This is a genomic window from Brachybacterium sp. GCM10030267, from assembly GCF_042666875.1.
GTDB lineage: Bacteria > Actinomycetota > Actinomycetes > Actinomycetales > Dermabacteraceae > Brachybacterium.
In genome coordinates, this window is sequence record NZ_JBHTCX010000011.1 from 179,598 (window position 1) to 201,534 (window position 21,937).

Sequence of the window (21,937 nt, forward strand, 5' to 3'; positions counted from 1 at the left end):
ACCCCGGGCCGACCTGTCAGGAACCGGACCCGGCCCCGGTCGCTCGCGCCCACACGGCGAGCACCTCCTCGATCCGCCCGTGCAGGCGCACCGTGGCGTCGGGGTCCGCTCGGGTGGGGCCGTCGTTGAGGATGACCACCGGCTTTCCCTGTCGGCCGGCGGCGCGCACGAAACGCAGTCCCGACTGCACCGAGAGGCTCGAGCCGAGCACCAGCAGCGCGTCGGCCGCCTCGAGCGCTGCGAACGCCGCCGCGACCACCTCGCCTCGCGCGGACTCGCCGAAGAACACCACGTCGGGCTTGAGGATCCCGCCGCACAACGGGCAGCCCGGGTAGCGGAACCTGCTGGTGCGGTCCACCTCGGCGTCCCCGTCGGGCGCCTGGGCGGCGTCGGCCGCCAGCTCCGGCAGCCGCGCCGCCAGCTCCGGATTCATCACCAGCATCCGTGAGTGCAGCGTCGCGCGGGAGGTGAGGGTGCCGCACTGCTGGCAGCGCACCCGGTCCAGGCGACCGTGCAGGTCGATCACCGGATGGGAACCGGCCGCCTGGTGGAGGCCGTCGACGTTCTGGGTGATCACCCCGGTGGTGGTGACGGCGGGGCCGGCCAGGGCGGCCAGCAGGTGGTGCGCGGGGCCGGGGCGGGCCCGGGCGAACTGCTCCCAGCCCACGGAGGACCGCGCCCAGTAGCGGCGGCGGGCCAGGTCGCGGCCCATGAATTCCTGATAGGTCATCGGCGAACGGGGCACGGCGTCGCGGCCGCGGTAGTCCGGCAGTCCCGAACCGGTGGACATCCCCGCACCGGTCAGCACCGCCACCGGTTTCCCACGCAGCAGATCGAGACCCGCCTCGATATCCGCCATCGGGCTCTCGAGCCCGTACTGCGCGCTGGACATCGGCCCCCAGGCGGCCCGGCGACTGTGACGCGGGGAACGTGCTGGGGCGGGGGAGTGGCCGACGGGAGCGGCGGTCGAGAACCAGCGGCCGACGTCTCCCGCAGGGCCGGCCCGGCCCGTGTCCGCCGCATGCGCGCGAGGATCGGCATCGGCCGCGTGCCGTGCCCGGCCGGAGCCCGTAGCGGAACCGGTCCGGCCGGCGCCCGCCGCGGAACCGGTCCGGCCGGCGGAGGCGCCGGTTCCGGGGCGACCGTCCTCGACGGGGTCGTGCGCGGTGCTCATCTCTCCAATGTAGGCCGCACGCGCCCAGGACCGGGACCGCTGCGGTGACCGGCATCAGGATCGGGGCCGGTCCCGGGGTCGGCGCGCACCTCGTTCTCGCAGTCGGCGCCGGTCCCCGCGCCGCTGCCGCGCTCGGCATCGGCCCGGCTCCCGGGATCGGCGGCGGGGAAGGGCGCGGCGCCGCCCGTGCCGTCGGCCCCGGCGGCAGGCTGGTTCTCGCTCTGTGTCCGGCGCCGGCCCTCGCCCTCGTCGTCGGCGGGCTCCTCGGCCCGGTCCTCGTCCTCGCCCTCGTCGAGCGCCGTCTTCTCGCCGTCGGCGAGTTCGCGCGAGCCCCGCACCCGCTGGATGATGAAACCGATCAGCGCCAGGATCCCGATGCCCGCGAGGATCGAGGAGTAGATCCGCACGAACGCTTCGAGCGCCTCCCCGCCGGCCTGGCCGAAGAAGTACCCGGCGATCACGAACGCGGCGTTCCAGATGCCCGAGCCGAGCCCGGTGGCCACGGCGAACAGGGAGACGGGCATCTTCTCGATCCCCGCCGGGATGGAGATGAAGGTGCGCACCATCGGCACGAAGCGGGCGATCGCCACCGCCGGGAACCCCCACCTCTCGAAGAACCGCATCGCGACGTCGACGTCCTTGGTCTCCATCAGCGGGATCCGGCGGACGAGGGCCTGCGTGCGGGCCAGGCCCAGTGCCCGGCCGACGGTGTACACCCCGAGCCCACCGACCACCGATCCCAGCGTGGTCCAGAACAGCGGCACCAGGAAGCTCTGCCCGTTCGCCGCGGCGCTGACCCCGGAGAACGGCAGCAGAATCTCGCCGGGGACCGGGGGGAACAGTGCTTCGGCGGCGATGACCAGGGCCAGTCCCGGCCCGCCGAGGAAGTCCATGAGGCGGAGGGACCACTCGGTGAAGTTCATGCCCGTCTCCGTCCGCCCGGCCTGTCGTGTCAGGGCACGTTAGCGCTCCGGTGTGTCGCGGAGTTTAACGGCGCGTGGCCGGCGGCGACCCGGGGCCGGGCGCGCGCCGTCGCCGTGGCGGCCCGGGGCGTCGGAGGAGCACCCCCTCTGCAGGGCCGCTTCGACCTCCCCATAACGGCCTCCGGGAGGGGGCGCTCGCAGCGGGTCCGGTGCCAGCAGCGGGCGGGGGCTCGCAGCGGGCGGGCTGCCGGCAGCGGGCGGGGGCTCGCGGCGGGCAGGGTGCCGGCAGCGGGCGGGGTGCCGGCAGCGGACGGGGTCATCCCTCTACGGCCGCCACGGCCTCCTCGTGCCACGCTTCCGCGGCGTCGGCGGGAGTCGCATCACCGAACAGCACGGCGTTCTGGTGGCGCGGGGTGATCTCCTCGACCGCGGTGGACCCCGCGGGACCGATCCAGGTCTGTTTCAGGTCCATCTCGCCGAGTGCGGAGATGTACTCGACCTCGCGCTGTGCGGTCTCGGAGAGCTCCTCGAGGATCGCCTGGCGCACCGATTCGATGGCCGGGACCCCGCGGTCGGTGAGGATGAGCTTCGCGGCGTCCGGGTCGCTGACCAGGAAACTGACGAACTTCGCGGCGAGGTCAGGGGACGCCGTGCGAGCGGAGATCGTGTAGAACTGGGAGGACTGCAGCCAGGCGCCCGGCTCCTGCGACTCGCCGGGGATCTTGACGATCTCCAGGGCGGCGCCGGAGGCCGTGGCCAGGGCGGTCAGAGAGCTGGACCAGTCGAGGGCGAAGCCGGCGAGCCCGCGGCCCATGAGGGTCTGCTCGGGCCCGACATCGGTGAGCTCCACGATCTGCTCGGCGCTCGGGCTCGCCCCGGAATCGATCAACGATGTCGAGTACTCGAAGAACGCCTCCACGGTCTCGGCACTCACACCGATCTGCCCGTCCTCGGTGTAGAGGATCTCCCCGTGCTGACGCGCCCATAGGTCCACCGAGTCGTGCGTGAACACCGTGCCGGACCCGAAGGTGCCCTCGGAGCTGCCCTCGCTCACGGCCGTGGCGATCTCGCGGTAGTCCTCCCAGGTCCAGGTCTCCGTATCGGGCATCTCGACGCCGGCGGCCTCCAGCACGGCAGGATTGACGATCATCCCGGGGGCGTTGATGCCCGTGGTCACGGCGTACTGGATGCCGTCGACCTGACCGTTGGTCAGAGCCACGTCGTCCATCTCGGAGAGGTCGAGGGTGCCTTCGACGGTGCTGAGGTCCAGCAGGACGTCGCGAGCGACGTACTCGGCGGGATAGGCACCGCCCATCGTGATCACGTCGGGCTCGTCCCCGGCGGCGACCGACGTCGCGAGCCGGTCGAAGTAGCCGGCGAGGTCCGCGGGCTCACCGCTGATGGTGACGTCGGGGTTGCGCTCGATGAACAGGTCGATCACGGCTTGGGTGGTCTCGGCGCGCTCCGGATTCCCCCACCAGGAGAAGCGCAGCGAGTCGCCGCCGTCCTCGCCCGAGCCTCCACCGCCGCTGTTGGGGCCGCAGGCGGCCAGACCGCTCAGGGCGAGGGCGCCGAGGGGCACCGTGGTCATCGCGGTGCGTCTGGTCAACGTCATGGTTCCTCCTGCATGCGGATGATGAGCTGGCGACACCGTGGGGCGGTGGTGGCAGCGGAGAACGGGCTGCCCCGAGAGCGGGCTGCCCCAGAGAACGGGCTGCCTCAGAGCCCGGGCTGCCTCAGGTCTCGGGCTGCATGCTCTCGAGCTGGGTGAGGATCTCGTCGGCGACGTCCTCCGGCGGGCGGCTGCCGAACAGCGACTCCTCGCTGAGCCGGCTGAACTCGTCGCCGAAGCCGACTCCCGAGGCGGGTGTGACCAGTGGTGGCCGTACTACCTCGGCCTGCATGTCGCGGGCGAAGTCGAGCGAGACCATCTCGTTCTCGTCGAGGGCGGGCTCGATCTCCTCCTGCAGGTCGGGGAAGGCCGTCACCCCGCGTTCGATCTTGAGGATCTTGGCCGCCTCGGGATCGCGCAGCAGGAAGTCCACGAGCGTCGCCGAGCCGTCCGGGTTGGCGGTGTCGGCGGAGATCGACCAGTACATCGAGGCCTTGTTGACCATCTGGTGGTCACCGCTGCTGCGGGCGGGCAGCCGCAGCAGCTGCAGCGGGGAGCCCGAGGAGGCCTGGAACGTCTGGACCTGGGTATGGAACTGGAGGTGGAAGGCCGAACGGTTGTTGCCGAACCGGCCCTGCTCCACGCCGGCGTTGAAATCCTCCAGCTGCTCGCCGGGGGCGAGGACGGCGCCGCTCTCGACCAGGCCCAGCGCGTACTCGAGGTAGGCGACGATCGTGTCCTTGCTGATCAATGTCTCGTCCTCGCGCGGGAACAGCTGCTCACCGCTCTGGCGGGCCCAGGCGGCGAGCTCCGCGGCGGAGGTCCCGAAGAAGTCGAAGCCGACGACGTCCTCGCCGGCGCCCTGCGCCCAGTCGGTGACCGACGTGGCGATCTGCGCGAACTCGTCCCAGGTCCAGGTGGTGTCGTCCGGCATCTCGACCCCGGCCTGCTCGAGGATCGTGGGGTTCACCCCGACGGCGAAGATCCCGATGCCCAGCGGTGCGCCGACGAGGGTGCCGTCGGCCAGGCGCCCGGTCTCGAGCATGTCCTCGTCCATGGCGCTGAGATCCAGCACGTCCGAGACGCTCTCGAGGTCGAGGAGGGACCCGCGGGTGCCGTAGGAGTCGATGTAGGCCTCGTCCATCTGCATGACGTCGGGCGAGTCGCCGCCGGCGGTCTGCGTGGCGAGCTTGTCCCAATAGCCAGTCCATTCGCTGTACTCGGGGGAGACGCTGATGTCCGGGTGGGACTCGGAGAAGAGGTCGAGGGCCTCCCGGGTCATGCCGTCCCGGAGCTCACCGCCCCACCAGTAGATCCGCACGGAGTTCTCGTCGCCCTCGTCGGCGGCGTTCGGGCCGCAGGCGGCGAGCGTGGACAGAGCAGGAAAGGTGCCGGCTGCGGCGAGCAGTCCGAGCGTGCTTCGGCGGGAGATCATCATTGATCCTTCGACAAGGGGCGGACCCGTCAGCACGGGGCCGACGGGGCTGAGGAGCGGGCGATCCCGGCCCGCCTGCGGGAGGCAGGGCATAATGGGCGGGAGACGGACTGAGTCGTTTCAGGGTTAGTTGTGGGCTCAGACTAATCATGTGGCGCGGGACACACAAGAGCCCGCCGAGTCGCGCCAGGCAACGGTTGGGCAACGGTGGGAAATCCTGCGTCGGGGCCCCTCGGGAGCCGGGTTGACAAGCTGACGGTCAAGCGCTTTCCTTAGGTGGTCGTTTTCCGTGACGGCCACCACACGATCCGGTGCAGGCACCGGCCACGGAGCCGGCACCGTTCACGCCACGTCTCATCAGGAAAGAGCCCCATCACCGGGGTCCCGGCGCCGCGAGCCACGCAGCGCCCAGCACCCGGGAACCAGGACCCACGACACAGGAGTCAGGACCCAGCACCGGGAGTCAGAACCCGGGACCCGGAGGCCGTTCCGGTCGACGGCGACCACGGCGGTCGTCCCGACCCGCCGCCTCTCGCTCGGGGCGGCTCCAGAATTCCGTACCCAGCCGCCCCGGCGGCGCTCTCGACGATCAAAGGAGATCTCATGTACACCCGACGCTCAGCCCTCGCGCTCGGTCTCGCCGCTCCCGGTCTGGCCGGGCTAGCGGCCTGCGGCCCCAACGCCTCCGGCGGATCCGGCTCCGGCGGCTCCGACGGGGACGCCAGCCTCCGCCTGGCCTGGTGGGGCAACCCCACTCGCGACGAGAACACAGCCAACGTGGTCGAGGCCTACAAGGAGGTCGACGACTCCGTGACGATCACGCCGGAGCCGGGGGAGTGGGGCGGCTACTGGGACAAGCTGGCCACCCAGGCCGCCGGTGGCGACTTCCCCGACATCGTCCAGATGGACGAGAAGTACCTCAGCGAATACGGCGGCCGTGACCAGCTGCTGGACCTCGCCGAGGCGGGCCTGGCCACCGACGAGTTCGCCGAGGGCTCGGTGGAGGTCGGCGAGGTCGAGGGCAAGGGCCTGGTCGCGATCAACGCCGGACTGAACTCCTTCACCTTCCTCATCAGCCCCGCCATGTTCGAGGAGGCCGGCGTCGAGATCCCCGACGACACCACCTGGACCTGGGACGACCTCATCGACACGGCCGTCCAGATCTCCGAGGCCACGCCGGAGGGCACCTGGGGCGTCTCCCAGCTGGGCCCCGTCCAGGGCATGTTCCAGGTCTGGGCGCGCCAGCAGGGCCAGGACCAGTACAAGGACGGGGGTCCGGGCTTCGACGCCTCGGTGGCGACCTCCTTGCTCGAGTACGCGCTGCGGATCCAGGACTCCGGGGCCGGGCCCGACGCGAGCACGTCGGTCGAGGACGCCAACCAGACCCTGGACCAGACCCTGTTCTCGACCGGGCGCGTCGCCATGACCGTGGCCTGGTCCAACCAGGTCGTCGCGCACGACGCCGTCATCCCCGGCGGCGTCCAGGTGCTGCGGCCGCCGTCGGTGACGGGCTCCGCCGCCGATGCGCAGCTGTGGTACAAGGCCTCGATGTACTGGGCGGTCTCCCAGGCCTCCCAGAACCCCGAGGCGGCCGTCGCCTTCGTGGACTTCCTCGTGAACTCACCCGAAGCGGGCAAGATCCTCTCCGTCGAGCGCGGGGTCCCCGGCAACCTCACGGTGCGCGAGGCCATCGTCCCCGACCTCGACGAGGCGAACCTCAAGGCCGTGGACTTCCTCGAGTCCATCGAGAGCGAGCTCGGGCCGTCCCCCGAGCTCACCCCGCAGGGCGGCGGCGAGTTCGAGGCGATCCTCAAGCGGGTCGGGGAGGACGTTCTGTTCGGCACGATCACCGCCGAGGAGGGCGGGCAGCGACTGCTCGACGAGCTCGACGCGGCCATCGGCTGATCCGGCTCATCGTGGTCCGACCTGAGCTCAGCCGCACGTCGCCGGCCCCGGTGGGGAGAACTCCTCACCGGGCCGGCGGCATCGCAGAATCCGAGAAGGGAAGTAGTTCATGAGCGCTGTGGGAGAGCTGACGCAACTGGCGTCGCGGCGCCGCCAGAAGGGTGGTGTCAAGGAGAAGCACCCCGACAACAAGCCGGCGATGCTGTTCATGCTGCCGTGGTTGCTGGGGTTTCTCGGGATCACGCTGATCCCGATGATCGCCTCGTTCGCCCTTGCATTCACCGATTACAGCCTGCTGGCTCCGCCGGAGTTCGTGGGACTGGCGAACATCAAGGAGATGATCGGTGATTCGCGGCTGCACAACTCGCTGGTGGTCACGTTCATCTACGTGTTCGTCGGTACGCCGCTGCAGCTGCTGGCGGCGCTGCTGCTGGCGGTGGTGCTGAACCAGGGCATGAAGGCCCTGGCGTTCTACCGCTCGGTGTTCTATCTGCCGTCCCTGCTGGGCGGCTCGGTCGCGATCGCGATCCTGTGGCGCCAGATGTTCGGCGCCAGCGGTCTGGTCAATCAGATCGGGGAGATGCTGGGATTCGAGAACCTGCCCGGTTGGGTGTCCAATCCCGATACGGCGCTGGGCACGATCATCCTGCTGCACGTGTGGACGTTCGGCTCGCCGATGATCATCTTCCTCGCCGGGCTGCGCCAGATCCCGCAGATGTATTACGAGGCGGCCTCGGTCGACGGCGCCTCGAAGGTGGCGCAGTTCTTCCGGATCACGATCCCGCTGCTGACCCCGATCATCTTCTTCAATGTGGTGCTGCAGGTGATCAATGCCTTCCAGTCGTTCACCCAGGCGTTCGTCGTCTCGGGCGGCACCGGTGGGCCCTCGGATTCGACGATGTTCTACACGCTGTACCTGTATCAGAAGGGCTTCGCCCAGTTCGACATGGGCTATGCGTCGGCGATGGCGTGGCTGCTGCTGATCATCGTCGCGATCTTCACCGCGATCAACTTCTTCGTCTCCAAGTTCTGGGTGTTCTACGATGACTGATCTGCAGAGCCGGCCGAGCCCGGCAGCCGCCTCCCGCGATGACACGGCGTCCGCGCCGATCGTCCCGAAGCCCCGTCCCCGGCGCCTGGTCCGCCGCACCCTCAAGCACCTGGTGATGATCGCGGCCAGCGTCGCGATGATCTACCCGCTGCTGTGGATGATCGTCTCCTCCCTGCGGCCCAACGACGAGATCTTCCGCAACCCGGGCCTGCTCCCGATCAGCTTCAACACGGAGAACTATGTCGAGGGGTGGAACGCGCTCGCGCAGCCGTTCTCCCACTACCTGATGAACTCGACGCTGCTGGTGCTGGGCTGCGTGATCGGCAATCTGATCGCGTGCTCCCTGACCGCGTACGCGTTCGCGCGGCTGCGATTCTGGGGCCGCAACATCGCGTTCGCGATTATGCTGATGACGCTGATGCTGCCGATCCACGTGGTGATCGTGCCGCAGTACATCATGTTCTCCCAGACCGGATGGGTGAACACCCTGCTGCCGCTGATACTGCCGAAGTTCCTGGCCACCGACGCGTTCTTCGTGTTCCTCATGGTCCAGTTCATCCGCGGCATCCCGCGCGAGCTCGACGAGGCCGCGCGCATCGACGGCTGCGGCCACTTCCGGATCTTCATCCAGGTGATCCTGCCCCTGATGCTGCCGGCACTGGCGACCACGACCATCTTCACGTTCATGTGGATGTGGAACGACTTCTTCGGGTCCCTGATCTACCTCACCACCCCGGAGAACTTCACCGTGCCGCTGGCCCTGCAGTCCTTCCTCGATACGCAGGGCACCTCGAACTGGGGCGCCATGTTCGCGATGTCCATCCTGTCCCTCGTCCCGCTTTTCCTGGTGTTCCTGTTCGGCCAGAGATTCCTGGTCAAGGGATTCGCCACCACCGGCATCAAGTAACCCGACCGCGGCGGCCGGCGGGGCCACGGTCCCGCCGGCCCTCGCGGCACGTGTCCACCCGCTCGCTGCTCCCGCTTCCCGCACCCGACCGCACGTACGATCCGACCCAGGAGAGACATGCCCACCCGCTATGCACTGATCGGCACCGGCCACCGCGCCCAGATGTATCTCGACGCGATCGCCGGAGACCACGCCGCCGACGCCGAGCTGGTGGCGCTGCTCGACTCCAATCCCGGCCGCCGCCAGTTCCACCGCGACCGGTACGAGGCATTCGCCGACGTCACCCTCGCGGGACCGGACGAGCTCGACCAGATCATCGGCAACGGGGTCGACCGAGTCATCGTCACCACCCCGGACCGCTACCACGCCGACTACGTGGTGCGCGCGCTGGAGGCCGGGGCCGACGTCATCGTCGAGAAGCCCCTGACGATCGATGCGCCCAGCGCCCGCCGCATCGAGGACGCCATCTCCCGCACCGGCCGCAAGGTGCTGGTGACCTTCAACTACCGCTACAGCCCCCGCAACACCGCACTGAAGGAGATCATCGCCTCCGGGGAGATCGGCGACGTGGTCTCGGTGAACTTCGAATGGGTGCTGGACACCTCCCACGGCGCCGACTACTTCCGCCGCTGGCACCGCGACAAGATCAACAGCGGCGGACTGTTCGTGCACAAGGCCTCCCACCACTTCGACCTGGTCAACTGGTGGACCGCGGCGGTGCCCCAGCGGGTCTACGCCCGCGGCGGGCTGCGCTTCTACGGGCAGGACAACGCCGCCCGCCAGGGCCGTGACCCGCTGCCGGAGCGCGGCACCCACGACGGCGACCACGACCCCTTCGAACTGGACCTGCGCGAGGACGAGCGACTGAGGAGCCTGTACCTCGAGACGGAGCAGCACGACGGGTACCACCGTGACCAGTCCGTGTTCGGCCCCGGCATCACCACCGAGGACAACCTCACCGCCATCGTCGACTACAGCGGAGACGTCGTGCTGACCTACGCGCTGAACGCGCACTGCCCGTGGGAGGGCTACCGGGTCGCTGTCAACGGCACCGCCGGCCGCGCCGAGCTCGAGGTGGTCGAGCGCGCGGAGGTCGTCGCCAAGGGAGACGAGACCGTGGTCGATCCCAGCGCGAGCGCGGTCACGGCGGCCGACGACGGGGCGCGGACCCGCGGAGACCGGCTCGTGGTCCAGAAGCACTTCGAACCCGCCCGCGAGATCGAGATCCCCACCGGTGAGGGCAGCCACGGCGGCGGCGACGCCCTCATGCTGCGCGACATCTTCCAGGGCGTCTCCGACGACCCGCTGGGGCGGGCCTCCGATCACCGGGACGGCCTGCGCGCCATCGCCGTCGGCGTCTGCGGCAACGCCTCGCTGGAGACGGGGCAGGCCGTCGACGTCGCCGAGCACATGGGCGTGGACCTCACCCGTCCCGCGCCATCCGGGCCCCTCGCCGCCGCGGCAGCCGGGGCGGCCCGATGACCGAGCCGGAGATGACGGGCGCTTCCGGCCCGGGGACGACGGCCATCGCCGGCGCGGGGCCGGCCGCCGCCCCTGGCGCGGCCACGTCCCCCGGGCCGGCGGTGGCCCCCGGGCCGGCCTCGGCCTCCAGCAGTCGGCCGGCAGGTCCCGTCCGCGTCGCCCTGATCGGCACGCACGGCTTCGGCCGGATCCACCTGAAGAACCTCGCCCGCCTCGGATCCGCCGGGATCTCCCGGCTGGTCGGAGTGGTCGACGTGGCCGAGCCGCCGGAGGAGGTGGCCGGGATCCACCATCGCTCGCTGCCCGACCTGCTGGCGGCTGTGCCCGCCGCGGACCGTCCCGAGATCGTCGCGATCGCCACCCCGATCGGCACCCATCTGCCGCTGGCGAGGCAGGCTCTGGACGCCGGCGTCGACGTCTACCTCGAGAAGCCGCCCGTGCCCGCCCTCGAGGACCACTGGGAGCTGCTGGCCGCGGCCGAGGCCGCCGGGCGCTCCGTCCAGGTGGGGTTCCAGGCCCGCGGCGGCGCGGGCGTGGACGTGCTGCGCGACGAGGTCGCCACCGGTGCGCTCGGCCCGGTCGACACGGTGCGGGTCCATGGGGCGTGGCGCCGGGACCGCGCCTACTACCGTCGCTCTGCCTGGGCCGGGAAACGGCAGCTGGACGGGCGGAGGGTGGCGGACGGGGTCGCCACCAACCCCCTCGCCCACGCCGTCCACGCCGGCCTCGTCATCGCCGGCATCGACGAGGCCCGCGACATCGCCTCGGTGACCACCGAGCTGCGCCGCGCCCACGACATCGAGGCCGACGACACGACCTTCCTGCGGATCGACCCGGCCGGGGACGGCCCCGCCGTCGTCTGTGCCCTGACCACCACCGCACCGGAGCAGAGAACCGCCTGGGTCGAAGCCGTCGGCCCCCGGGGGAGCCATCGGCTCTACTACACCGACGACGTCTCTGTGCGCACCGGGCCCGACGGCGGCACACAGCAGCTCCGGCACGAGCGCACGGATCTCATGGAGAACCTCGCCGCTCACGTTCGGGACCGCAGCGTCCCCCTGATCTCCCCGCTCGAGACCACCGGCGCCTTCAGCACCGTGCTCGAAGCGATCCAGAGCGCGCCCGACCCGCTGCCCATCGACGGCGACGCCGTGGACATCCAGGGCGAGGGCGAGGCCGCTGTCCCGGTCGTGCGCGACATCGAGCAGACTCTGCTCGCCGCCCTCGACGCCGGGCAGGCCTTCAGCGAGCTCGGCGTCCCCTGGGCCCGGCCCGACGCGGTCCGCACCTGGACGCCTCCCGCCCCCGGGATCCGTCGAGGCTGACCCCGGTCGCGGCGCGGCCCGCAGGGACGCGCCCGGCACCCCGGACGAGGAGCGATATGACCGGCACGACCATCACCCCGGCGACGAGCGACCGAGCCACGATCGATCAGGCCACGATCGATCAGGCCACGAGCGGAGCGACCACGAGCACCCGGACGGGGAGCGGCCCCGCGACGGTCACCCGGTCGCTGAGCGGCCCGGCGACGGTCACCCAGGCCCGTGAGAGCTTCGAGCGGCCCGACCCCGCCGCGCGACCCATGATGCGCTGGTGGTGGTTCGGGCCCGACGTCGAGGACGCCGAGCTCGACCGCGAGCTCCGCGCCATGGCCGAGGCCGGTCTCGGCGGCGCCGAGGTCGCCTTCGTCTACCCCCTGCGCGCTGGCTCCGACGAGTTCCTCTCCACCACCATGCTCACCCATCTGCGCCATGCCGCCGAGACCGCCCGCGAGCTCGGGCTGCGGCTGGACGTGACCCTCTCCAGCGGCTGGTCCTACGGCGGCGGGCACATCGGCCCCGAGCACGCCTCCCGCCGCCTGCACTGGGAGCGACGCGAGATCTCCGTCGCCCCGCTCGAGGTGCCCGTGACCACCCCCTGGCCCGGCGACCAGCTCGTCGCCGCCTTCGTCGGCCACGGCATCCCGGCCACGGACTGGCAGCCGCTGACCCTGGACGGCGAGTCCCTCCGCATCCCGGCCGGCAACGGCCCGCGCACCGTGCTGCTGGCCTGGTCGCGGGTGACCGGTCAGCACGTCAAGCGCTCCTCCGCCGGCGCCGAGGGCCCGGTCCTCGATCACCTCTCGGCCGAGGCGACCCGGCACCATCTGGACGTGGTCGGCGAGGCGCTGCTCGAGGCCGTCCCCGGCGAGCTGCTCGGGTCCGTGTTCTGCGACAGCCTCGAGGTGTACGGCGCGAACTGGACCCCGCGTTTCCCCGAGGAGTTCGCCAGGCGCCGCGGCTACGACCCGCTGCCCGTGCTGCACCGCCTGGTCGTCGATGAGCCGGGCTCGGCCGAGCTGCGCATCGACGTCGGCCGCACCCTGACCGAGCTGGTCGAGGAGAACTTCGTGGCCACCTGCCGGGACTGGGCGCGCGAGCACGACGTCCCGCTGCGGATCCAGGCCTACGGCGAGCCTCCGGTCACGGTCAGCTCGAACCGTTTCACCGACCACATCGAGGGCGAGGGCTGGGGCTGGGACGGGCTGCCGCAGTCGAAGTGGGCGACCTCCGCCGGGCACCTGTACGGCCGGGAGGTGATCTCCAGCGAGACCTGGACCTGGGTGCACTCCCCGTCGTTCCGGGCCACCCCGCTGGATCTCAAGGGCGAGGCGCACGAGCACCTGCTGCTGGGCATCACCCACTTCGTCGGGCACGGCTGGCCGTACTCGCCGCCAGAGATCCCCGGGGTGGGCTGGTACTTCTACGCCGCCGGCGCGCTGGATGACCGCAATCCGTGGTGGCCGGCCATGCCCGAGCTGACCGCATACCTCACCCGGCTGTGCAGCGTGCTGCGCCAGGGGGAACCGGTCGCCGACGTGAAGCTCTACGTGCCCTGCGCCGATGTCTACTCCGGCCACGGCGAGGGCTTCGATCTGTGGAAGGCCTGCCGCGACCACATCGGCCCGGAGATCCCGGCGACGATCCGACGCGCCGGCTACGACCTCGATCTGATCGACGACGACGCCCTGGACGTGCTGGATGCCGACGCGGCGCCCGTGGTGGTGCTGCCGCGTGTGACGACCCTGCCGGTGCGCACCCGGGCCTGGCTCGACACCGTCCGCGAGGCCGGCGGCATGGTCATCGCGATCGACTCCCCGGCCTACCCCGAGGCCATGGCGACCAGCGCCGAGAGCTTCCCCGACGCCCTGCGCGCCGCCCTGGCTCCCGACGTCGCGCTGGAGGGGGACGGCGGGGAGGTCGGCGTCGTCCACCGGCGGCTGGCCGACGGCGACCTGTACTTCGTGGCCAACACCGGGCCCGAAGTGCGCACCGCGTACCTCACGCCGCGCACCCGGCGGACCGGCTACGAGGTGTGGGACCCGCGCGGCGCACCGGTGACGGCGGCCGAGCGCAGCGGTGAGGCCGTGGTGGTGACTCTGCATCCGTACGAGGCCACCGTTCTCGTCGCCACCGGAGAGCTCCGCGGACCTGGCGACGCGCCCGGTGATCGGCCTGCCGACGAGCTTCCCGATGAGCCGACCGACCAGTTCACCGACCAGCCGTCCGTCGAGCTTCCCGACCAGCCTGAGGACGGAGAGACGTCGATACCGCCTCGTCCCGCAGGCACCGCGGGCACCGCGGGCACCGCAGGCACCGCAGGCACTGCGGACAGCACGGAGTCCCTGCGGCTCGAGGGGCCGTGGCACTTCGCCCTCGGTGCTCCCACCGTCAGCGGCGGCCCGGAGTCACTCTCCGAGGCGGGGACGCTCAGAGAGGTGTCCCTCCCGCACCGCTGGGACGAGGAGAATCCGCGGTTCGCGGGCTCCGGCCTCTATCGGGCCACGCTCGACATCGATCCCTCGTGGCTCGAGCCGGACAGCCGCCTGGTGCTCGACCTCGGCCCGAGCCGGGTCATCGAGAACACCTCCCGCGAGGTGAAGAGCTACCGCGCGCTCGTCGCGCCGCCGGTGCGGGAGGTCGCCGTGGTCTCCGTCAACGGTGTCGAGGCCGGGGTGCTCTGGGACGCCCCGCACCGGATCGACCTCACCGAGCTCCTGCGCGCCGGCGCGAACACCCTGGAGCTGGCCGTGTACAACACCGCCGCCGGAGCCGTCGCCGTGGACGAGCACGCCGCGCGGATCGTCGACGAGAGCCACCGGGCCTACGGTGCCCGTTTCCAGCAGCAGGACCTCGACCTGGCGATGGACCAGGTCTCCTCGGGACTGCAGGCCGTCCCGGTACTGCTGCGGGTGCGCCGGACCCCGTCGGGCTGAGCCCGGGGGCCCGGGGCAGCCCAGCCCGGGGCTCCTGCTCGCCGGGGCAGCCCAGGCCCGGGGCGCCCGCTCGCGGTGGTCACCCAGGCCCGGGATCGCTGGACGACCCGGCCGCGCACACGATCCCGTCGACTACTGGCGGCTCAGCGGGTGCCGATGCCATATAACGATCGGCACCCGCTATTTCGCCAGTAGTCGGCGACGACGGCGGGGTCGGAGCATCCCGGCGAGTGCGAGCCGTGGGACCCGGCGACGACGAGGCGAGTGCGCGAGCCGTGGGACCCGGCGACGACGAGGTGACTGTGGGGCCGGGTGGCTTGAGACGAGGCGTTGAGCGGACCGGGGCGTGAGGTGGGAGGTTCCGGCAACGGGTGCTGAGTGCGCCAGGCGGTGAGGCCCGTGACCAGCCACCTGGGCGTGCCGGGCCGAGGAGCGTGCCCGAGGGTCACGAATGCGCAACGACGCCCCTTCGGTAGCGACCGCCTCGGCGCGGCGCGTGATCATCGTCGTGACGGGCCTTGATGGGTGAGCGTGACCGCTCGAGGGATCAAATGAGCAAAAGTGCTCAAACTGTTACGCAATGTATGACGTTCACACGGTGGCTTCGTGGCTAGTGTTCGCTACGAGCACTGTCGCTTGCCCGAGGAGGAGCATGAGCACCGACGTATCGACATCGGTAGCCCCACCGCAGGATGCCGCGCCCCGACCGTCTCTCGGGCACCGCATCTACCACTCATTCATCCTGCGCCGCCTGCTGCGGTCGCTGTTCGTGATCTGGGTGGTGGCCTCCGGGGTGTTCCTGATGGTCCGCCTGCTGCCGGGCAACCCGGTGGACGTCTACATCAATCAGCAGATCGCGCTGTACGGGAAGTCGTACGACCAGGCTGCCTCCGAGGCCGCCACCTTCTTCCGGTTCGATCCGTCCACGCCGCTGTGGCGCCAGTACATCGACTACATGGCGGGCGTGCTCCGCGGCGACCTCGGCACGTCGATCGCGACCCCCGGCGTCACGGTCACCGAGAAGATCGCGACCTACCTCCCGTGGACCCTGTACAGCGTGGGAATGGCCCTGCTCATCTCGATCACCATCGGGCTCCTGCTCGGCATGATCATGGCCTACCGCCGCGGCGGCGTCATCGACCACGCCGTCTCCGTCATCGGCAGCGGCCTGCACGCCATCCCCAACTACCTGCTGGCGATCCTCATCGTGGTGGTCGGCGCCGTCCAGCTCGGCGTCATCGACTACACCCGGATGCGCGGGAACGTCTCGCCCGGCGTCGACCCCGAGTTCTCGCTGCGGTTCCTCTCGGACATCGGATACCACGCCACGCTCCCGATGATCACCTACATCCTCACCACGGTGGGCACCTGGGCGCTGATCATGAAGTCCTCCACCACCCAGGTCCTGGGCGAGGACTACGTGACCGTCGCCAAGGCGCGCGGTCTGCGGGAGTCCCGCATCCAGGGCAACTACGTCGGCCGCAACGCCCTGCTGCCGCTGATCGCCCAGATCGCCACCCAGGCCGGCTTCGTCGTCGGCGGCGCCATCTTCGTGGAGCAGACGTTCTCCTACGAGGGCGTCGGCCTGCTGCTGTTCGAGTCGATCAACACCCGCGACTACCCGACCATCCAAGGAGTTCTGCTGGTGGTGACCATCACCGTCGTGCTCGCGAACCTGGCGGCCGACCTGATCAACGCCGCCCTCGACCCGCGGATCCGACTGGGCGAAGGAGGTGCGGCATGAGCGCCGAGGCACCGCCGACGGCTCCCGGGCCCGCCGTCCCGGCCCCCACCGAGGGCACGACCGCGGCGAAGGGCACCAATCCGCTGCGCCGTCTGTTCAGCGAACTCACCCGCAGCACCTCCGGCTTCGTCGGACTGTGCCTGGTGCTGATGATCCTCGCGATCTCCCTGATCGGTCCTCTCGTCATGGGCACCTCCGTGCCGGGCGACGCGGCCCGCGCCTGGGAAGGCCCCAGCGCCCAGCACTGGCTGGGCCTGGAGGGCAACGGCAAGGACACCGTCCACCTCGTGATCATCGGCGGACGCACCGTGCTGATGGTCGGCTTCCTGGCCGCCGCCATCACCACCGTGATCGCCGTGGCCATCGGCTCCCTGGCCGGCTACTTCGGTGGCCGCTTCGACGCCGCCATGCTGCAGCTGACCGACATCGTCATGACGATTCCCCAGATCGTGCTGCTCGCGGTGGTCGGAGCGTTCTACAAGCTCGACTCGCCCCTGCTGCTGGGAGTCATCATCGGCGTGCTGACCTGGCCGGTGCTGATGCGGTCGATCCGCGCCCAGGTGCTCTCCCTCAAGGAGCGCGAGTTCGTCGAGGCCGCGCAGCTGCTGGACGTGGGATGGCTGCGCATCGTGTTCGGCGAGATCGTGCCCAACATGGCCAGCTACATCCTCATCAACTTCATCATCGCCGTGACCAACGCGATCTACGCGATGGTCGGCCTGTACCTGCTGGGCCTGGCCCCGCAGCGCGGGACCAACTGGGGAATCATGATCAACGACGCGTGGACCAAGGGCGCGATGTTCAACCCCGATGCGATGCCGTACATCGTCGCGCCGGTGACGATGATCGTCCTCCTCCAGCTCGGGCTGATCCTGCTGACCCGCACCTTGGAAGAGATCCTGAACCCACGACTGAGGGACCGCTGATGACTGCCTCCACGACGTCCGAGACCAGCCGGCCCGCCTCCACCGAGGACGCTCCCGTGCTGTCCGCGCGCGATCTCCAGGTCGCCTACCGCACCGGCAAGGACACCGCCGTGCGCGCCCTGCGCGGGGTGAGCTTCGACCTCTACCCGGAATCCTCGCTGGCGCTGGTCGGCGAATCCGGCTGCGGCAAGACCACCCTGGGGCTGGCTCTGCTGCGCCTGCTGCCCACCCTCGGCGAGATCACCGGCGGCACCGTGACCTACACCGGGGATGACGGCGTCCGGCAGGACGTCACCGCCATGTCGACCTCCCAGCTGCGCCGCTGGCGGTGGTCGGAGGCGGCCATGGTGTTCCAGGGCGCGCAGAACGCCTTCAACCCCGTGCTGACCATCGGACAGCAGATGGCCGACACCCTCATCGACCATGCCCACGGTCGCATCTCGCGGCGCGAGATCATCGAACGCTCCAGCGAGGCGCTGCGCTCGGTGCGGCTGGAGCCGAAACGGGTCCTCGGCAGCTATCCGCACGAGATGTCGGGCGGGATGAAGCAGCGTGCGCTGATCGCGACCGGTCTGCTGCTGCGCCCGCGGCTGCTGGTGCTGGACGAACCGACCACGGCACTGGACATCCTCACCCAGCGCACCGTGATCGACCTGCTCGCGGAGCTGCGCGAGGAGTTCAAGTTCGCGATGATCTTCATCTCCCACGATCTCGCACTCGCCGCGGAGCTCGCGGATCGGGTGATCACGATGTACGCCGGCAAGGTCATCGAGACCGGCTCCACCCGGGACATCTTCTCGGCGCCCAAGCACCCGTACACCTCGAAGCTCATCAACGCGGTCCCGCCCGTCGTCGGCGACCTGCCGGAGCTGGCCTCCATTCCCGGCGCTCCGCCGTCCCTGGCCACACTGCCACCCGGCTGCGCCTTCGCGCCCCGGTGCGAACTGGCCACCGACGAGTGCCTGCCGGTAGAGCCCGAGCTGATCACCCTGACCCAGCGTCCCCGCGACATGACCCACGCGGCGGCCTGCATCCACCACGACCAGGTCAACCACGAACGGAAGGTGATCGCCCGTGCTTGAGGCCGCCCACGACCCGGCGACGAGCCACGATGCGCCGTCGCCCTCCACACCGCTGATCGAGCTGGACCACGCCTCCCAGGTCTTCCACGTCAAAGGCAAGGATCTGCCCGCCGTCTCGGACGTCTCCCTCAGCGTCGGCCCCGGCGAGGTGCTGTGCCTGGTGGGCGAATCCGGCAGCGGCAAGACGACCACTGCCCGCCTGGCCGCGGGCCTCGCCTCTCCGACCTCCGGCTCGGTGCGCTTCGAGGGCAAGGACCTGGCCGAGATGACCCGCGCCGAACGCCGTGAGTACCGGCGTGCGGTCCAGTACATCCACCAGGATCCCTACGCCTCGCTGAACCCGATCCGTTCCATCCGCAGCACCCTTGCGGTCCCGCTGCGGCGCCACGGCCTGGCCCGCAGCGCCGCCGAGGTCGACCAGCAGGTGGACGAGCTGCTCACGCGGGTCGACCTCACCCCACCGGAGAGCTACCGCGCGAAGTTCCCCCACCAGATGTCCGGCGGGCAGCGCCAGCGCGTCTCCGTCGCTCGCGGACTCACCCTCTCGCCGCGACTGCTGATCGCCGACGAGTCCACCTCGATGCTCGACGTCTCCATCCGGGTGAGCCTGCTGAACATGCTCACCCGCCTGCGGAAGGAGGAGGGCGTCGGCTTCATCTACATCACCCACGACCTGGCCCTGGCGAAGTACTTCGCCTGGGAGGGGCGCACCGCGGTGATGTACCTCGGCAAGATCGTCGAGGCCGGCCCGACCCCGCAGGTGATCAACAATCCTCAGCATCCCTACACCCGGGCGCTGCTCGAGGCCGTCCCCGAGCCGGACCCGGAGCTGAGCAAGCAGAAGAAGGCCGGGGGAGGGCTGCTCAGCGCCGACCTCCCGAGCCTGTCCGACCTGCCCAGCGGGTGCACCTTCCACCCTCGCTGCCCGCTGGCCGAGGACCGCTGCCGGGAGATCCGACCGGTGCTGCTGCCCTCGCCGCAGGCCCCTGCGCAGGACGTCGCCTGCACCGTGCTCACCGACCCGGCCGGGGCAGCTGATCCGGCTGGTCCGACGCCGGGGCCCCGCGCCCCGGCACCCACCGGCGGGGGAGGTGCCTCGCCATGATCGACACCGCGGCCCGAGCCCTGCTGTCCCTGGGCTGCTTCGTGGCCGTCGGCTCGGCCCTCATGATCCCCGGTACCAGCGCCGGGACCGCCGAACGGATCGTCAGCATCATCGCGCTCCTGCTCGGCATCGGCATCGTCATCGCCTCGGTGGCGGCGCAGCGCATCAGCACCCGACGACGACATCGCGAGGACGCGATGTCCGACCCCACCGACGACTCCGTCGTCACACACAAGGAGGAGACATGAGCACTACCTGGAGCAGGCGTGATGTCCTGAAGGCGGTCGGCCTGACCTCGGTCGCCGGAGCCGGGGTCGCCGCGTGCGCGCCGGCCGAGCCCGAGGGCGGTGGTGAGGGCGGCAGCGGCGGCGGGGCGTTCCACGGCGCGTGGCCGTACAAGCAGCCTCCCGAGGGGCACTTCAACTTCGCCGGCATCCCGTACGCGGCCGTGCCCACCTCCATCCTCGGGGACGGGCTCTACCGGGACCTGCTGGTCCCGCCGCCCGCGCTGTGGCTGTGGGACGAGGAGAAGTGGGAATACCTGATCGCGGACTCCCACACCCTCGACACCGATGCCGGAACCCTGACCGTGACGCTCAAGGACGGACTGACCTGGAGCGACGGCGAGCCGTTGACCTCCCAGGACTACCTCACCACGTTCTACGTCCAGTTCATCCAGCGCTCCCCGGCCTGGGACTTCATCAAGGGCATGGAAGCGCCGGACGACACCACGTTCGTGGTCAACTTCGAGAACCCGCCGGCGGTGCTCGAGCGCTACATCCTCAAGAGCAACATCCTCTCGACCGCGCAGTACGGCGAGTGGGCCGATCGCGCCAAGGCGATCGTCGATGCCGGCGGCACGATGGACGAGGGCGACGGCGAGGCCCTGGGCACCGAGTTCCAGAGCTTCAAGCCCGAGAACGTGATCGTCTCGGGCCCGTACGACTTCGACTACGACACCATCACCAACACCCAGCTCACCCTGGTGCGCAACGACTCCGGGTACGGCGCGGACAAGGTCACCTTCGACAACATCGTGATCTACAACGGGGAGACCACCGAGATCACCTCGCTGGTCCAGTCCGGGGACATCGATTACGCCACTCACGGGTTCGCCCCTGCCTCGGAGGAGCCCTTCGAAGCCGCCGGGTACACGATCCTGCGGCCCCCGGTGTATTCCGGCCCGGCCCTGTACCTCAACCAGGATCAGTTCCCGGAGTTCGCCGACGTGCGCACCCGCCGCGCCTTCGCCTATCTCATCGACCGGGAGGTCAACGGTCAGGTCGCCCTGGCCGATTCCGGCAAGGCCGTGGTCAACATGGTCGGTTTCTCCGACAACTTCGTGGAGCAGTGGCTGACCGAAGACGTCAAGGGCAAGCTCGATACGTACGAGCAGGACCTGGACAAGGCCACCGCGCTGCTCGAGGAGGCCGGCTGGACCAAGGAGGGCGATGCATGGATGACGCCCGAGGGCAACCCTGCCCAGTACGAGATCCAGTTCCCCCAGACGTACGCGGACTGGTCCGCCTCGGGAACCAACATCGCCGAGCAGCTCACGGAGTTCGGCATCCAGGTGACCGCTCGCGGGCTGGACGACAAGCAGGCGCCCATCGACATCGACAAGGGCGACTTCCAGATGGCCATCCAGGCCTGGGGCTCCTCCACGCACCCCCATCCCTACTTCTCGTACGTGACGGACCTGTTCCTGCACAACATCCCGATCGCCAAGAACCAGGGAGGCAAGGGGTACGCGTTCCCGCTGCAGGACGTCGAGACGTCCGCGGGCACCGTCGACCTGGAGGCCCTGGTGACCACCTCGGGCGAGGGCCTGGACGTGGAGGAACAGAAGCAGAACGTCTCCACCGTGGCGCTCGCGTTCAACGAGTTGCTGCCGATCATCCCGATCTTCGAGCGGTACGGGAACAACCCGGCCCTGGAGGGCGTGCGCGTCCAGGGCTTCCCGGCGACGGACGATCCGATCCTGGCCAACGCCCCGTATGCGGACAACTTCGTGGTGCTGGAGATGTTCCGCGGCACGATCGAGCCGGTCGCGGAGTGACCGGACGAGGGTGACCGCACGAGGTGATCGCGCGAGGGTGACCGAACGAGCGTGATCGCGCGAGGGTGACTGAACGAGCGTGATCGCGCCGTGGATGGTCCGCTCCGGGCGCCCCTGAGCGGTAGGGCACGCGCAAGATCCGTGACCTGGTTGAAATGTCTCGCTCATTTCCACCAGGTCGCGGATCTCGGCGCATGACGCGGGCGCCGGCGCAGGGCGCGCGGAGGTCGGCGCGCGAAGGTCGGCGCGCGACGGGCGGCGCCGACGCAGGGCGCCG

At 70.3% G+C, this 21,937-nt stretch carries 16 protein-coding genes; 12 read left to right on the forward strand and 4 right to left on the reverse strand.

Translation table 11 applies throughout. From position 1 onward, the window contains the following. Window positions 1-16: 16 nt before the first annotated feature. The 4 genes from ACFQS2_RS10060 to ACFQS2_RS10075 all read right to left on the reverse strand — a co-directional run bounded on the left by ACFQS2_RS10060 (window position 17) and on the right by ACFQS2_RS10075 (window position 5,144). Window positions 17-1,174, reverse strand: a complete 1,158-nt coding sequence (locus tag ACFQS2_RS10060; RefSeq protein ID WP_377793611.1) for an NAD-dependent protein deacetylase — start codon at window positions 1,172-1,174, stop codon at window positions 17-19. Then, window positions 1,171-2,097, reverse strand: a complete 927-nt coding sequence (locus ACFQS2_RS10065) for a DedA family protein (protein WP_377793613.1) — start codon at window positions 2,095-2,097, stop codon at window positions 1,171-1,173. The genes ACFQS2_RS10060 and ACFQS2_RS10065 overlap by 4 nt, the downstream gene beginning before the upstream one ends. Window positions 2,098-2,413: 316 nt before the next feature. Further along, window positions 2,414-3,712 carry an ABC transporter substrate-binding protein gene (locus tag ACFQS2_RS10070; protein WP_377793614.1) on the reverse strand — a complete coding sequence of 433 codons (1,299 nt, stop codon included), beginning with the start codon at window positions 3,710-3,712 and terminating at the stop codon, window positions 2,414-2,416. Window positions 3,713-3,833: 121 nt separating this feature from the next. Next, the gene (locus tag ACFQS2_RS10075) at window positions 3,834-5,144 is read right to left on the reverse strand and encodes an ABC transporter substrate-binding protein (RefSeq protein WP_377793616.1); all 1,311 of its coding nucleotides are present in this window, start codon (window positions 5,142-5,144) and stop codon (window positions 3,834-3,836) included. A 603-nt stretch (window positions 5,145-5,747) separates the two neighbouring features. On the opposite strand from ACFQS2_RS10075, the gene ACFQS2_RS10080 reads away from it, so the two are divergent. The 12 genes from ACFQS2_RS10080 to ACFQS2_RS10135 all read left to right on the forward strand — a co-directional run bounded on the left by ACFQS2_RS10080 (window position 5,748) and on the right by ACFQS2_RS10135 (window position 21,660). Further along, the gene (locus ACFQS2_RS10080; protein ID WP_377793617.1) at window positions 5,748-7,049 is read left to right on the forward strand and encodes an ABC transporter substrate-binding protein; all 1,302 of its coding nucleotides are present in this window, start codon (window positions 5,748-5,750) and stop codon (window positions 7,047-7,049) included. A gap of 109 nt (window positions 7,050-7,158) precedes the next feature. Further along, window positions 7,159-8,100 carry a carbohydrate ABC transporter permease gene (locus tag ACFQS2_RS10085; protein WP_377793619.1) on the forward strand — a complete coding sequence of 314 codons (942 nt, stop codon included), beginning with the start codon at window positions 7,159-7,161 and terminating at the stop codon, window positions 8,098-8,100. Further along, window positions 8,093-9,007, forward strand: a complete 915-nt coding sequence (locus ACFQS2_RS10090) for a carbohydrate ABC transporter permease (protein ID WP_377793620.1) — start codon at window positions 8,093-8,095, stop codon at window positions 9,005-9,007. Before ACFQS2_RS10085 ends, ACFQS2_RS10090 begins: the two co-directional genes overlap by 8 nt. A 117-nt stretch (window positions 9,008-9,124) precedes the next feature. Next, window positions 9,125-10,489 carry a Gfo/Idh/MocA family protein gene (locus tag ACFQS2_RS10095; protein ID WP_377793621.1) on the forward strand — a complete coding sequence of 455 codons (1,365 nt, stop codon included), beginning with the start codon at window positions 9,125-9,127 and terminating at the stop codon, window positions 10,487-10,489. A gap of 11 nt (window positions 10,490-10,500) precedes the next feature. After that, window positions 10,501-11,814 (forward strand): Gfo/Idh/MocA family protein, encoded by a 1,314-nt coding sequence (locus ACFQS2_RS10100; RefSeq protein ID WP_377793622.1) that lies wholly within the window; start codon window positions 10,501-10,503, stop codon window positions 11,812-11,814. A gap of 56 nt (window positions 11,815-11,870) precedes the next feature. Further along, complete coding sequence (locus ACFQS2_RS10105; RefSeq protein ID WP_377793623.1) at window positions 11,871-14,744, forward strand: glycosyl hydrolase; 2,874 nt, start codon at window positions 11,871-11,873, stop codon at window positions 14,742-14,744. 652 nt (window positions 14,745-15,396) lie between these two features. Then, the gene (locus ACFQS2_RS10110; RefSeq protein ID WP_377018437.1) at window positions 15,397-16,488 is read left to right on the forward strand and encodes an ABC transporter permease; all 1,092 of its coding nucleotides are present in this window, start codon (window positions 15,397-15,399) and stop codon (window positions 16,486-16,488) included. Next, window positions 16,485-17,414 carry an ABC transporter permease gene (locus ACFQS2_RS10115; RefSeq protein WP_377793625.1) on the forward strand — a complete coding sequence of 310 codons (930 nt, stop codon included), beginning with the start codon at window positions 16,485-16,487 and terminating at the stop codon, window positions 17,412-17,414. Before ACFQS2_RS10110 ends, ACFQS2_RS10115 begins: the two co-directional genes overlap by 4 nt. Then, entirely contained in the window at window positions 17,414-18,496 is a 1,083-nt protein-coding gene (locus ACFQS2_RS10120; protein WP_377018439.1) for an ABC transporter ATP-binding protein, read from the forward strand. Before ACFQS2_RS10115 ends, ACFQS2_RS10120 begins: the two co-directional genes overlap by 1 nt. Further along, on the forward strand, window positions 18,489-19,601 hold the full coding sequence (locus ACFQS2_RS10125) for an ABC transporter ATP-binding protein (protein WP_377793626.1): 1,113 nt from the start codon (window positions 18,489-18,491) through the stop codon (window positions 19,599-19,601). Before ACFQS2_RS10120 ends, ACFQS2_RS10125 begins: the two co-directional genes overlap by 8 nt. Further along, window positions 19,598-19,849, forward strand: coding sequence for a hypothetical protein (locus ACFQS2_RS10130; protein WP_377018441.1), 252 nt, complete (start codon window positions 19,598-19,600; stop codon window positions 19,847-19,849). The genes ACFQS2_RS10125 and ACFQS2_RS10130 overlap by 4 nt, the downstream gene beginning before the upstream one ends. After that, window positions 19,846-21,660 (forward strand): ABC transporter substrate-binding protein, encoded by a 1,815-nt coding sequence (locus ACFQS2_RS10135; RefSeq protein ID WP_377018442.1) that lies wholly within the window; start codon window positions 19,846-19,848, stop codon window positions 21,658-21,660. The genes ACFQS2_RS10130 and ACFQS2_RS10135 overlap by 4 nt, the downstream gene beginning before the upstream one ends. The last annotated feature ends 277 nt before the right edge of the window (window positions 21,661-21,937 follow it).

Excerpts from the sequence above, each read along its gene's own strand:
- ACFQS2_RS10100 (WP_377793622.1), top strand. The coding sequence starts at position 10,501 with ATGACGGGCGCTTCCGGCCCGGGGACGACGGCCATCGCCGGCGCGGGG.
- ACFQS2_RS10065 (WP_377793613.1), bottom strand. The coding sequence starts at position 2,097 with ATGAACTTCACCGAGTGGTCCCTCCGCCTCATGGACTTCCTCGGCGGG.
- ACFQS2_RS10085 (WP_377793619.1), top strand. The coding sequence starts at position 7,159 with ATGAGCGCTGTGGGAGAGCTGACGCAACTGGCGTCGCGGCGCCGCCAG.
- ACFQS2_RS10135 (WP_377018442.1), top strand. The coding sequence starts at position 19,846 with ATGAGCACTACCTGGAGCAGGCGTGATGTCCTGAAGGCGGTCGGCCTG.
- ACFQS2_RS10080 (WP_377793617.1), top strand. The coding sequence starts at position 5,748 with ATGTACACCCGACGCTCAGCCCTCGCGCTCGGTCTCGCCGCTCCCGGT.
- ACFQS2_RS10095 (WP_377793621.1), top strand. The coding sequence starts at position 9,125 with ATGCCCACCCGCTATGCACTGATCGGCACCGGCCACCGCGCCCAGATG.
- ACFQS2_RS10120 (WP_377018439.1), top strand. The coding sequence starts at position 17,414 with ATGACTGCCTCCACGACGTCCGAGACCAGCCGGCCCGCCTCCACCGAG.
- ACFQS2_RS10110 (WP_377018437.1), top strand. The coding sequence starts at position 15,397 with ATGAGCACCGACGTATCGACATCGGTAGCCCCACCGCAGGATGCCGCG.
- ACFQS2_RS10075 (WP_377793616.1), bottom strand. The coding sequence starts at position 5,144 with ATGATCTCCCGCCGAAGCACGCTCGGACTGCTCGCCGCAGCCGGCACC.
- ACFQS2_RS10090 (WP_377793620.1), top strand. The coding sequence starts at position 8,093 with ATGACTGATCTGCAGAGCCGGCCGAGCCCGGCAGCCGCCTCCCGCGAT.
- ACFQS2_RS10115 (WP_377793625.1), top strand. The coding sequence starts at position 16,485 with ATGAGCGCCGAGGCACCGCCGACGGCTCCCGGGCCCGCCGTCCCGGCC.
- ACFQS2_RS10130 (WP_377018441.1), top strand. The coding sequence starts at position 19,598 with ATGATCGACACCGCGGCCCGAGCCCTGCTGTCCCTGGGCTGCTTCGTG.
- ACFQS2_RS10060 (WP_377793611.1), bottom strand. The coding sequence starts at position 1,174 with ATGAGCACCGCGCACGACCCCGTCGAGGACGGTCGCCCCGGAACCGGC.
- ACFQS2_RS10105 (WP_377793623.1), top strand. The coding sequence starts at position 11,871 with ATGACCGGCACGACCATCACCCCGGCGACGAGCGACCGAGCCACGATC.
- ACFQS2_RS10070 (WP_377793614.1), bottom strand. The coding sequence starts at position 3,712 with ATGACGTTGACCAGACGCACCGCGATGACCACGGTGCCCCTCGGCGCC.